Raw genomic sequence first — 11,780 nt, 5'->3', positions numbered from 1 at the left:
TGTGGAGACTCTGCGGAATATGCCCCAAATAGGGAAACGCGCGGACGCGTGGTCTGTTGACCGCCCAGATACGCGCGCGTATCATAGCGAAATGCGTGTTTTGTGGGCGGGTGCTGACGCCCCTTAATATGCCGTTGCACATGGAATGGAAGCTGGATATTTCGAGAAGGAGTACGCTTTGCCTACTATCAACCAGCTGGTTCGCCAGGGCCGTCGCTCGGTCCCCAAGAAGTCCAAGAACGCCGCTCTCAAGAGCAACGCCCAGAAGCGCGGTGTGTGCACCCGCGTGTTCACCACCTCCCCTAAGAAGCCGAACTCGGCTCTTCGCAAGGTCGCCCGTGTGCGCCTCGTGAACGGCATCGAGGTCACCGCTTACATCCCCGGCGAGGGTCACAACCTGCAGGAGCACTCCATCGTGCTCGTCCGCGGCGGTCGTGTTCGCGACCTGCCTGGTGTGCGTTACCACATCCTTCGCGGCTGCTATGACTGCGCCCCCGTCGCCAACCGTAAGCAGGGTCGTTCCAAGTACGGCGCGAAGCGCCCGAAGTAGTCGATCGACGATTGACCCAGATCCCATTCAGATAGAGGAGATTCAATATGCCGCGTCGTGCAGCTAAAACTCACCGCCGCGAGGTCCAGCCTGATGCTGTTTACAACAACCGCCTCGTGACGCAGCTCATCAACAAGGTCCTTCTTGACGGCAAGAAGGCCACCGCTGAGCGTATCGTCTACACCGCCTTCGATATGGTCGCCGAGAAGACCGGTGAGGACGCCCTCGCCGTCTTCAAGAAGGCCATGGACAACATCAAGCCCACGCTTGAGGTCAAGCCCAAGCGCGTTGGTGGCGCTACCTACCAGGTCCCCATGGAGGTCAACGCCCGTCGTTCCACTCAGCTGGGCATCCGCTGGATGGTCAATTTCTCCCGCGCCCGCAAGGAGAAGACCATGGCCGAGCGTCTGGCCGCCGAGATCATGGACGCCTCCAACGGCGTTGGTGCTTCCGTGAAGAAGCGCGAGGACGTCTTCAAGATGGCCGAGGCCAACCGCGCGTTTTCTCACTACCGCTGGTAATTCAGGGAAGGGACTTAAGACATGGCTAAGCCCAAGTACAAGCTTTCCGATACCCGTAACATCGGCATCATGGCTCACATCGATGCCGGTAAGACCACCACGACCGAGCGTATTCTTTACTACACCGGTAAGACCCACAAGATCGGTGAGGTCCATGAGGGCGCTGCCACCATGGACTGGATGGTTCAGGAGCAGGAGCGCGGCGTAACCATTACCTCCGCTGCTACCACGTGCTTCTGGAACAAGGACGGTAAGGACTACCGCATCCAGATCATCGACACCCCGGGCCACGTTGACTTCACCGCCGAGGTCGAGCGCTGCCTGCGCGTCCTCGATGGCGCCGTCGCCGTGTTCGACGCCGTTGCCGGCGTTCAGCCCCAGTCTGAGACCGTTTGGCGTCAGGCTTCTACCTTCAACGTCCCCCGCATCGCCTTCATCAACAAGTATGACCGCGTGGGGGCTGACTTCTTCAACGCTATCGAGACCATGAAGGATCGCCTCGACGCTAACGCCGTGGCTGCTCAGGTCCCGATGGGCGCCGAGGACAACTTCTGGGGCGTCATCGACCTGGTCACCATGACTGCATGGGACTTCAAGGCCGACGCGAAGGGCATGACCTACCCCGAGCCGATGGACGAGATCCCGGCTGAGTTCGCTGACATCGCTGCCACCAAGCGCGAGGAGCTCCTCGACGCTGCTGCCAACTTTGACGACGAGCTCATGGAGAAGATCCTCATGGAGGAGGACTTCACCGTCGAGGAGCTCAAGGCTGCTCTGCGCAAGGGCGTTCTGGCCAACGAGCTCAACCTCGTCTTCGTGGGCTCCGCCTACAAGAACAAGGGCGTCCAGGAGCTGCTCGACGCTGTCGTCGACTACCTGCCCAGCCCGATCGACGTCGAGGCCGTCACCGGTACCGATCCGGACACCGGCGAGGAGATTGAGCGCCATCCTTCCTTCGACGAGCCCTTCTCCGGCTTGGTCTTCAAGATCATGACCGACCCGTTCGTCGGTAAGCTCACCTATGTTCGCGTTTACTCCGGCCGCGCCGAGTCCGGCTCCTACGTGGTCAACGCTTCCAACGGTCAGCGCGAGCGTCTCGGCCGTATCCTCGAGATGAACGCCGCCGAGCGTATCGATCGTGACGACGCCTGTGCCGGCGACATCGTCGCTTGCGTCGGCTTCAAGAACTCCACTACCGGTGACACCCTGTGCACCGAGGGCAAGGAGATCGTCCTCGAGAAGATCGAGTTCGCTAAGCCCGTTATCGACGTTGCCATCGAGCCCAAGACCAAGGCCGAGCAGGACAAGATGTCCCTGGCTCTGACCAAGCTCGCCGAGGAGGACCCGACCTTCACGGTGTCCACCAACCACGAGACCGGCCAGACCATCATCGCCGGCATGGGCGAGCTGCACCTCGAGATCATCGTCGACCGTCTGCTCCGCGAGTTCAAGGTTGACGCTAACGTTGGTAAGCCCCAGGTTGCCTACCGCGAGACCGCTGGTCACGACGTCGAGAAGGCTGAGGGCAAGTTCGTCCGTCAGTCCGGCGGTCGCGGTCAGTACGGCCACGCCGTCATCAAGCTCGAGAAGATGGAGGAGGGCTTCGGCTACGAGTTCGTCAACGCTATCGTCGGCGGCGTCGTGCCCAAGGAGTACATCCCGTCCATCGATAAGGGCATCCAGGAGGCCCTGAACACCGGTGTTATCGCCGGCTTCCCGGTCCTCGATGTTAAGGTCACCCTGTTCGACGGTTCTTACCACGAGGTCGACTCCTCCGAGGCCGCCTTCAAGATCGCCGGTTCCATGGCTATCAAGGACGCCCTCAAGAAGTCCGATCCGCAGCTGCTCGAGCCGATCATGGCTGTCGAGGTCGAGACCCCCGAGCAGTATATGGGCGACGTTATGGGCAACCTCTCCGGTCGCCGCGGCAAGATCGAGGGTATGGAGGATCGCAGGAACAGCAAGCTCATCCGTGCCAAGGTGCCGCTGGGCGAGATGTTCGGTTACGCTACCGACCTTCGCTCCCAGACCCAGGGCCGTGCTACCTACACCATGCAGTTCGACTCCTACGAGCCGGCTCCCAAGTCCATCGTGGACGAGGTCATGGCGAAGAACGGTACCAACTAAGGTCCCTCGCCCGTACGTGTAACACCGCGAGGGTGCCCTCGCTCATCCATTGTTGGAGGTTAAGTTGTCCAGCCAGAAGATCAGGATCCGCCTGAAGGGCTATGATCACGAGGTCGTCGATCAGTCCGCCAAGCTCATCGTTGAGACCGCTCAGAAGACCGGTACTCGCGTTTCCGGCCCCATCCCTCTGCCGACCGAGCGCAACCTGTACACGGTCATCCGTTCGCCCCACGTGAACAAGGACTCCCGTGAGCAGTTCGAGATGCGCACTCACAAGCGTCTCATTGACATCCTCGATCCCACGCCCGGTACCGTCGACTCGCTCATGCGCCTCGACCTGCCTGCCGGTGTCGACATCGAGATCAAGCTCTAAGTTGATTGCTTGATAGCGCAATCTTCAAGGCCGTCACCTAGGGGTGACGGCCTTTTTGTGTCTCTAGAGTTGATTGTCGTTGCTTACGTAGCGTGCCGCCCGTCCTGTTCGGTGCTACCATTGTCAAATTGCAATTGCGCTATGGGGCTGTACGGTAAAGAGATTCGGGGTACGTATGGTTGATTTGATTATGCGACGCGCAGAAGGTGACCGCGGCAAGGTCGGCGAGCTTGCCGGTTTTGTCTGCATTGCGCTCAATGTCGTGCTTTGCCTTGGCAAGGGGCTGGTGGGCGTTCTCTCTGGCTCTGTGTCCATCGTTGCCGATGCACTCAACAATCTGAGTGACGCGAGCTCGAATATCGTGAGCGTCCTGGGTTTCAAGCTCGCCAGTAAGCCCGCCGACCCGGAGCATCCGTATGGTCATGGTCGCTTCGAGTATCTCTCGGGGCTTGTCGTCGCTGTTCTCGTGCTTATGATCGGCGTCGAGCTCGTCAAATCCTCGATTGATAAGATCATCAATCCCTCTGACGTCGAATTCTCGCTTGCGTTGGTGGGTGTCCTTGTGGGATCTATGGGGCTCAAACAATGGATGGCTCATCTGAATCACGTGCTCGGGGAGAAAATCAAATCCGAAACACTGCTTGCAACCGCCCAGGATTCCAAAAATGACGTCCTTGCCACGGGGGCGGTGCTCATTTGTGCAATATTCGCCCGTATCACGGGGATTAATTTGGACGCCTGGGCGGGCCTCGCAGTGGGCGCCTATATCGGTTGGAGCGGCATCGAGCTCATCCGCGACACGGTCAATCCGCTACTTGGACAAGCACCCGACCCTGAGCTTGTTCAGCATATCCGATCAAAAATCATGAGCTACCCTGGGGTCCTCGGCACGCATGACCTCATGGTGCACGACTACGGCCCGGGCAGGCAATTCGCCAGCGCGCACGTTGAGATGGCAGCTGAGACCGATCCGCTCGAGAGCCACGACACACTCGATAATATCGAGCAGGCGTTCAAGGACGAGGACGGGCTCATTGTCACCCTTCATTACGACCCCATCGTCACGAATGATCCCCATGTCGCCGATATGCGCAACAAGATTAATGCTTTAGCGCAGAGCATCAGCCCTCACGCGAGCATTCATGATCTTCGGTGTGTACCGGGGCCTACGCATACCAATGTTATTTTCGATTCGCTGCATCCTGCTGATTGTGAGCTGAGTCCCCAGGAGTTCAAATCTCGCTTGTCGGCCCTTGTTGTCGAAGAGTACCCCGATGCCGTGCCCAAAATCACGGTCGATGAGGATTACGTATCGGCAGAGCAGTAGGGTTCGCGTTCTCAGCCATTGGTCTGTCGCAGAGGGAGGCGGGCTCACCGCGGTTATGGCGATGAGCCCGTCTGGATGAGACACGTTCCCCTGTATGCCTTTGTTCGGCGACAGTGCACGTATGTTTTGCGGTGGGGAATGAGCTTAGAAGTTGGCATCGAGCCAAGCGATGATATCGCTTGATTCGTAGAGCGGCTTGCCGTCGATGAACAGGCACGGAACCTGCTGCTTGCCACCCACCGAAACGAGTGTACGCGCCGCCTCGGAGTCGATGCTGATATTGCGCAGGGGAATTTCGATGCCGTGGCTCTTCATGAAGTCCGTGACGCGGATACAAAACGGGCACGTGGGGCGATAATACAGGACAAGGTCGTGGTTGGCTGACATGATGATCCCTTCTAAAGATGATGGTATTCTAGTCGCTTATACCCACTCGCGCGGAGGCTCTCGTGGAGATAGGAGGAAGATCATGCCGGAGTATCAACGCATATCGCACGGGTTTGAACCGGTATACGACGAGCGCTCACGCATTTTAGTGCTCGGCTCCTTTCCCTCGGTACTTTCGCGCGCGAACGACTTCTATTACGGAAATCCCCAGAACCGATTTTGGCGCGTTTTAGCGTCTTGCCTGCGAGCGAAAGTCCCCCAATCGATCCCTGAGAAGTGCGCGCTCTTGCTTGCGCATGGTATTGCGCTGTGGGACGTGGTGGCGCAATGCGACATTAAGGGTTCGAGCGATGCGAGCATCGCAAACGTGGAGCCTGTAGACATCGAGCGTGTGCTTGAGGTGGCGCCCATTCGGCATGTCGTGTGCAATGGCGGAACGGCGGGGCGTCTATACGCCAAGCACCTGCAGGATCGGGTTGGATTGCCCGCGGTCGTGCTGCCCTCAACGAGTCCCGCAAACGCCGCATGGACATTCGATCGGCTTCAAAAACGCTGGAAGGAAGCCTTGGATTCGATGAATTAGGCCTTTTGGCGGCGTGGGGACGACCGTGCAAAACCGATTGCCGTGTCATAACCCTGATGAGCCGTTCGCCTCGCCGTCCGGCCTGAGTTCGCGCTGCATGATGAGGACCTCGCGCGAGCCTTCGGGGTACAGCGCGCTAACCTCGGCTGTCCGCAGGGGCTTGAGACCGCACTTCTCCATCACACGATGCGATTGGGCGTTATCGAGGAAGTGGTCGGCGTACATCGCTCGAGCTCCCAGGTCGCGTTGCGCATGCTCGATGAGCGCGGAGAACGCCTCCGGGGCGTATCCCTTACCCCAATGCGGCGCGCCGATCCAGTAGCCTGCGGAGTACTCATCGGGTCCCTCTAGATAATCGCAATCATCGATCGTTTTAAGTCCTATTGCACCTATGAGCGTGCCGTCGCATCTGAGGGTGACGGCATATTGCTCGGGTCCCCGCAAGACATTGCGGAGGATGTCGAGACTCTGCTCTTCGCTTTCATGTGGAGGCCAGCCTGCGGCGGTACCTATACGTGGATCTCGGGCGAGCGCGTAGAGCTCGGTTGCGTCGCTGTCGAGCCAGGGGCGCAGGACAAGGCGAGCGGTGATGAGTTCCATAGTGGTCCTTTCGGGGTCAATGGAATGGACGGTGATACGGATGCGAAGCGGTGGGGCAGTTGACGTGCGCCATGCCGACGGCGTGTGCGGCGCATGGAGCGTGTGCCCTCCCGTACGATTTGTGGGAAGGGGGGTAGGTGGTCTATCCGTCCAGATTGCCGGTGACGGTTCCCTTACCGTTGGGGATGCGGCGTCCCGCCTTACCGGAGATATGATTGAGGTCGATTGCCCAAATTGCGGTCGCGGGGAGCTCCCAGTCGATCGCTGCGCCAATCTTGTCCTTGTGCTCGGGGCAGTATTTAAGGCAGATCTGTGCCAAGGCGCGTCGCATAAGCGCGGTGTCCTCAACGGGACGAACGGTACCCGTGGCAATCACACTCGCGAAGCGCGTGGTGAAGAAGCCGGGAGCACCGTCCTCCTCGACGTAAACTGGGTCCATATCCACGGCGACGGTGACGCACACGCGCGGGTCGCGCTTCCAGTCCTCGGTCTTCTGGCCTCCCGCGATGCCCGTGTGGATCAACAGGGCGTCACCGTCCAGGACGTAGGAGAGCGGCGTGGCGTAGGGGTGTCCGTCAGCATCGACCGTGGCGACGACGCAGTGCTCGCCGATGCGGAGGATTTTGCGGGCCTCCTCTTCGCTGATGGCTCGTTCCGGGAGTTGCTTCATGGGCTGGTGCATGGATCGACCTTTCTTGTGTGGGTTTGAACAGAGAATACGTTATTTTGAGTCGTGGTGGCGCGTGGCTTGAAGCCCGCTAGCTCGGGTGTTTGAAAGGGGGGCGCCAGCGCGCCATGGCCCAAACGTGGATCGGTGCAGACTGACTACGGAGGCACATAGTGCCAACGGGGAATTAGGAAGTTGAGGTTTTTCGTACTCGATTTGGGATTTCGAAAGTAGAGCGGCGGGTAATTTAGCAAAAGGTCAGGATTATTTTGCTGAATGGCGTCCTCTACTTTGACTTTTGGGAAACGAATACGAAAAACCTCAATTACGAGCGATTGCGCGAGCGGGCGCAAATGAGGAGGCGGGCGCAAATGGAAGAGCGCCGTCGGCAGAACAGCCGGCGGCGCTCGAAGGCGTTATATGCGGACCCCACGAGGAGGACCATTTGGGGGATCTGCCTACCCGAAGTAGGCCACGCCGCTCTCGAACAGGGGCATGAACTTCTCACCGGGGACGTTCTTGTACAGGCCGTTGCCGCGGCGCTCCACATGGCCCATCTTGCCGAACACGCGGCCGTCGGGGGAGGTGATGCCCTCGATGCAGGCGACGGAGCCGTTGGGGTTCACGTCGAGGTCCATGGACGGCATGCCGGCCACGTCGACGTACTGCGTGGCGATCTGGCCGCCGGCGCGGAGCTGCCCGAGCACCTCGTCGTTCGCGACGAAGCGGCCCTCGCCGTGGGAGATGGCCACGGTGTAGAGCTCGTCCGCGTTGCACTGGGATAGCCAGGGCGAGAGATCGCTGCAGATGCGGGTGCGAACCAGGCGGCTCTGGTGGCGGCCGATCTGGTTGAAGGTCAGCGTCGGCGCGTCCGCGGTGGCGTCCACGATGTCGCCGTAGGGCACCAGGCCGAGCTTGACGAGCGCCTGGAAGCCATTGCAGATGCCGAGCATCAGGCCGTCACGGGACTGCAGGAGGTCGCGAACCGCCTCGGTGACCTCGGGCGCGCGGAAGAACGCGGTGATGAACTTGGCGGAACCGTCGGGCTCGTCGCCACCGGAGAAGCCACCGGGGATCATGACGATCTGGGACTCGCGAATGCGCCGTGCGAGCTCGCGCGTGGACTCGGCGACGTTATCGGGCGTGAGGTTGTTGATTACGAAGACGTCGGCCTCGGCACCGGCGGCGCGGAAGGCGCGGGCGGAATCGAACTCGCAGTTGTTGCCGGGGAAGACCGGGATGATCGCGCGGGGCTTGGCGATCTTGAGGCCGCCGTAGGTCGCGCGGATGCGGCCCTCCTCCTCGCAGCGGTAGCGCTCCTCGGGGATCAGCTCCTCGGGCGCGTCAACTTCGTCGGCGGCGCTGCGATAGGGGAACACGCCCTCGAGCGCGCTCGCCCAGGCCTCCTGCAGCTCGTCCAGATCAAGGGTCTCGCCGTAGGCGGTGAGCTCGTAGGGCTCGCACGTCACGCCGAGCTCGACCACGCACGCGCCGTCGACCTCGGGCAGCGCGGCGCCCTCGTCGAGCTCGACGATGAAGCAGCCGTAGGAGTGGTCGAACAGGTCGCGGGCGTCAGCCTCGTAGTAGGCCTCGGAAACCTCGAAGCCGATGCGGTTACCCAGGCAGGCCTTGAACAGGACCTCTGCCAGGCCGCCAAAGCCGACGGTGGAGACGGAGAGCGCCTTGCCCTCGCGCACGAGGTCCTCGACGGCGCTGAAGGCGGCGAGCAGGGAGTCGGTCTCGGGCAGCAGGTCGTCGACCTGGTAGGAGGGCTGGATCAGGGCGACGCGATGGCCGGCGCCCTTGAACTCGGGCGAGACGATGTTGGCGAGCTTGTCGACGGCCACGGCGAAGGACACGAGCGTGGGCGGGACGTCGAGGTCCTCGAAGGAGCCGGACATGGAGTCCTTGCCGCCGATGGCGCCGGCGCCGAGCTCGACTTGGGCCATGAGCGCTCCCAGTACGGCGGCCATGGGCTTGCCCCAGCGCTCGGGCACATCGCGCAGGCGCTCGAAGTACTCCTGGAAGGACAGGTAGACCTTCTCATGGTCGAAGCCGGTGGCCACGAGGCGCGAGATGCTCTCGACCACGGAGAGATAGGCGCCGCGGTACTGGTCGGCGTCCATGATGTAGGGGTTGAAGCCCCAGGCCATGCCAGAGACCGTGGTGGTCTCGCCGTCGACCGGGAACTTGGCGACCATGGCCTGGCTCGGGGTGAGCTGCCGGGTGCCGCCGAAGGGCATGAGGACGGTCGCGGCGCCGATGGTGGAGTCGAAGCGCTCGGACAGGCCCTTGTTGGAGCACACGTTGAGGTCGCTCACGAGCTCGGTCATGGCGTCGTGGAAAGACTCGCAGGTCTCGGCGCCCGGCACCATGGGGACGGTGCTCTCGTAGATGCCCTCGAGGGTGCCGAACTCCTCGAGCGCGGCCTCGGCGAGTTCGCTCTCGGGGTCGATGGGGGCGATGCCCTGGGCCACGACGTGGACGTCCTGGTACTTGGGCGCGCCGTTGGAGTTGAGGAAGTCGCGGGAGAGGTCGACGATGGCGTCGCCCTGCCAGGCCATGCGGACGCGGGCCTCATGCGTGACCTCGGCGATCACGGTCGCCTCGAGGTTCTCCTCGGCGGCGTAGCCCATGAACTCCTCGACGTCCTCCTCGGCCACGGCGACGGCCATGCGCTCCTGGGACTCGGAAATCGCGAGCTCGGTGCCGTCCAGGCCGTCGTACTTCTTGGTGACCATGTCGAGGTCGATGTAGAGGCCGTCGGCGAGCTCGCCCACGGCGACGGACACGCCGCCCGCGCCGAAGTCGTTGCAGCGCTTGATGAGGCGACAGGCGTCGCCGCGGCGGAAGAGGCGCTGCAGCTTGCGCTCCATGGGGGCATTGCCCTTCTGGACCTCGGCGCCGTCCTTCTCGATGGACTCGACGTTGTGGGCCTTGGAGGAGCCGGTAGCGCCGCCGATGCCGTCACGGCCGGTGCGGCCACCGAGCAGGATGATCTTGTCGCCGGGGGCGGGGCACTCGCGGCGGACGTGGCTCGCCGGGGTGGCGCCCACCACGGCGCCCACCTCCATGCGCTTGGCCATGTAGCCGGGGTGGTACAGCTCAGAGACCTGGCCCGTGGCCAGTCCGATTTGGTTGCCGTAGGAGGAGTAGCCGGCGGCCGCGGTGGTCACGATCTTGCGTTGCGGCAGCTTGCCGGCGATGGTCTCGCTCACGGGGACAGTCGGGTCGGCCGCGCCGGTGACGCGCATTGCCTGGTAGACGTAGGAGCGCCCGGAGAGCGGGTCGCGGATGGCACCGCCCACGCAGGTGGCGGCGCCGCCGAAGGGCTCGATTTCGGTGGGGTGGTTGTGGGTCTCGTTCTTGAAGAGGAACAGCCAGTCCTGGTCCTCGCCGTCGACGTCGACGGTCACCTTGACGGTGCAGGCGTTGATCTCCTCGGACTCGTCGAGGTTGGTGAGGATGCCCTGCGCTTTAAGCCACTTGGCGCCGATGGTGCCCATGTCCATGAGGCAGACGGGCTTCTCGTCGCGGCCAAGCTCATGGCGCATCTCCATGTAGCGGTCGAACGCGGCCTCGACGGCGGCGTCGTCGATCTCGATGTTCTGGAGGTTGGTGCCAAAGGTGGTATGACGGCAGTGGTCACTCCAGTACGTATCGATGACGCGGATCTCGGTGATGGTGGGGTCGCGATCCTCGTCCTTGAAGTACTGCTGGCAGAAGGCGATGTCCGCCTCGTCCATGGCCAGGCCGCGATCGGCGATGAACGCCGCGAGGGCGGCCTTGTCCATCTCGCGGAAGCCGTCGATGACCTCGACCGGCTCGGGATCGGGAATCTCTTGAGTGAGGGTGTCCGGGAGCTCGAGCGCGGCGATGCGCGACTCGACGGGGTTCACCACGTAACCCTTGATGGCGTCGAGGTCCTCGGCGGAGAGCTCGCCGGAGAGCACGTACACCTTGGCGCAGCGCACGGTGGGGCGCTCGCCCTGGGAGATGAGCTGGACGCACTCGGCGGCGGAGGCGGCGCGCTGGTCGAACTGGCCGGGCAGCGCCTCGACGGCGAAGAGGTGAGCAGCATCGGCGGGCAGCTCCTTGTACACGGCGTCGACTTGCGGCTCGGAGAATACGGTGGGCACGCAGCGTGCGAACAACTTCTCGTCGATACCCTCGACGTCATAACGGTTAATGACGCGCAAAGCCGTGAGCGCCTCGATGCCCAAGGTGTCGCGGAGCTCGGTGAGCAGCTGCTTCGCCTCGACGTCAAACCCGGGTTTCTTCTCTACGTACACGCGAGAGACCATTGAGTCCTGCCCTTCTGTGGACGGGTTGGGCCGCTGGCGGCGGTCGGTTCGGGCGCGTCCGAAAGGTGCGTCCGAACCGCCTTGAACCAGACGGATTGCTAACCCTTCAATAATACGCCACGCCCCCCATTTGGCGCTGCGGACCATCAGGCAATTTGCCCATGGGGCCAAAACGACACAACGACCTCTCCCGCCCGCCCCCGTCTGCGACTTCAGCCATTCATAACCAGTCTTACGGCAATGTCACCCGGTCGTAAGCCTTTCTTAACCATTGCGCGGGCACAATGGGCGATGCCGCATAAGGGAAACCCAAGCCACTCTTGCCAAAAGGGCGACGGGGG

10 protein-coding genes are annotated in these 11,780 nt (G+C 62.1%); 6 read left to right on the top strand and 4 right to left on the bottom strand.

The genetic code is table 11. The features are described from left to right. Window positions 1-178: 178 nt before the first annotated feature. The 5 genes from rpsL to ACX9NZ_RS06245 all read left to right on the top strand — a co-directional run bounded on the left by rpsL (window position 179) and on the right by ACX9NZ_RS06245 (window position 4,898). Window positions 179-550 carry a 30S ribosomal protein S12 gene (rpsL, locus tag ACX9NZ_RS06265; protein WP_118654266.1) on the top strand — a complete coding sequence of 124 codons (372 nt, stop codon included), beginning with the start codon at window positions 179-181 and terminating at the stop codon, window positions 548-550. A 47-nt stretch (window positions 551-597) separates the two neighbouring features. Further along, the gene (gene rpsG / locus ACX9NZ_RS06260; RefSeq protein ID WP_118654265.1) at window positions 598-1,071 is read left to right on the top strand and encodes a 30S ribosomal protein S7; all 474 of its coding nucleotides are present in this window, start codon (window positions 598-600) and stop codon (window positions 1,069-1,071) included. 21 nt (window positions 1,072-1,092) lie between these two features. Further along, complete coding sequence (fusA, locus tag ACX9NZ_RS06255; RefSeq protein ID WP_118654264.1) at window positions 1,093-3,198, top strand: elongation factor G; 2,106 nt, start codon at window positions 1,093-1,095, stop codon at window positions 3,196-3,198. Between the two features lie 64 nt (window positions 3,199-3,262). Then, entirely contained in the window at window positions 3,263-3,571 is a 309-nt protein-coding gene (gene rpsJ, locus ACX9NZ_RS06250) for a 30S ribosomal protein S10 (protein ID WP_407495720.1), read from the top strand. Window positions 3,572-3,746: 175 nt separating this feature from the next. Next, window positions 3,747-4,898: a cation diffusion facilitator family transporter gene (locus tag ACX9NZ_RS06245; protein ID WP_407495718.1), complete on the top strand. Its 1,152-nt coding sequence runs from the start codon at window positions 3,747-3,749 to the stop codon at window positions 4,896-4,898. A gap of 144 nt (window positions 4,899-5,042) precedes the next feature. Here ACX9NZ_RS06245 and ACX9NZ_RS06240 read toward each other — a convergent pair whose 3' ends face one another. Further along, the gene (locus tag ACX9NZ_RS06240; RefSeq protein ID WP_294158776.1) at window positions 5,043-5,285 is read right to left on the bottom strand and encodes a glutaredoxin family protein; all 243 of its coding nucleotides are present in this window, start codon (window positions 5,283-5,285) and stop codon (window positions 5,043-5,045) included. 82 nt (window positions 5,286-5,367) lie between these two features. On the opposite strand from ACX9NZ_RS06240, the gene ACX9NZ_RS06235 reads away from it, so the two are divergent. Beyond that, window positions 5,368-5,868 (top strand): DNA-deoxyinosine glycosylase, encoded by a 501-nt coding sequence (locus tag ACX9NZ_RS06235; RefSeq protein ID WP_302741298.1) that lies wholly within the window; start codon window positions 5,368-5,370, stop codon window positions 5,866-5,868. Between the two features lie 45 nt (window positions 5,869-5,913). Here the strand turns inward: ACX9NZ_RS06235 and ACX9NZ_RS06230 are convergent, their stop codons facing one another. The 3 genes from ACX9NZ_RS06230 to ACX9NZ_RS06220 form a co-directional block, all read right to left on the bottom strand. After that, window positions 5,914-6,468: a GNAT family N-acetyltransferase gene (locus ACX9NZ_RS06230; RefSeq protein WP_118654259.1), complete on the bottom strand. Its 555-nt coding sequence runs from the start codon at window positions 6,466-6,468 to the stop codon at window positions 5,914-5,916. Window positions 6,469-6,610: 142 nt separating this feature from the next. Beyond that, window positions 6,611-7,150, bottom strand: coding sequence for a pyridoxamine 5'-phosphate oxidase family protein (locus ACX9NZ_RS06225; RefSeq protein ID WP_317439957.1), 540 nt, complete (start codon window positions 7,148-7,150; stop codon window positions 6,611-6,613). Between the two features lie 443 nt (window positions 7,151-7,593). Beyond that, complete coding sequence (locus tag ACX9NZ_RS06220) at window positions 7,594-11,439, bottom strand: phosphoribosylformylglycinamidine synthase (protein ID WP_317439958.1); 3,846 nt, start codon at window positions 11,437-11,439, stop codon at window positions 7,594-7,596. Window positions 11,440-11,780 lie beyond the last annotated feature (341 nt).

The sequence above is a fragment of the Collinsella sp. BM28 genome, assembly GCF_054551995.1.
The sequence above is the reverse complement of the archived record's forward strand: the minus strand, read 5'-3'. Positions and strand labels throughout refer to the sequence as shown.

Coding starts and splice junctions, on each gene's coding strand:
- rpsG (WP_118654265.1), top strand. CDS start 598: ATGCCGCGTCGTGCAGCTAAAACTCACCGCCGCGAGGTCCAGCCTGAT.
- fusA (WP_118654264.1), top strand. CDS start 1,093: ATGGCTAAGCCCAAGTACAAGCTTTCCGATACCCGTAACATCGGCATC.
- ACX9NZ_RS06245 (WP_407495718.1), top strand. CDS start 3,747: ATGGTTGATTTGATTATGCGACGCGCAGAAGGTGACCGCGGCAAGGTC.
- ACX9NZ_RS06240 (WP_294158776.1), bottom strand. CDS start 5,285: ATGTCAGCCAACCACGACCTTGTCCTGTATTATCGCCCCACGTGCCCG.
- ACX9NZ_RS06235 (WP_302741298.1), top strand. CDS start 5,368: ATGCCGGAGTATCAACGCATATCGCACGGGTTTGAACCGGTATACGAC.
- ACX9NZ_RS06230 (WP_118654259.1), bottom strand. CDS start 6,468: ATGGAACTCATCACCGCTCGCCTTGTCCTGCGCCCCTGGCTCGACAGC.
- ACX9NZ_RS06225 (WP_317439957.1), bottom strand. CDS start 7,150: ATGCACCAGCCCATGAAGCAACTCCCGGAACGAGCCATCAGCGAAGAG.
- ACX9NZ_RS06220 (WP_317439958.1), bottom strand. CDS start 11,439: ATGGTCTCTCGCGTGTACGTAGAGAAGAAACCCGGGTTTGACGTCGAG.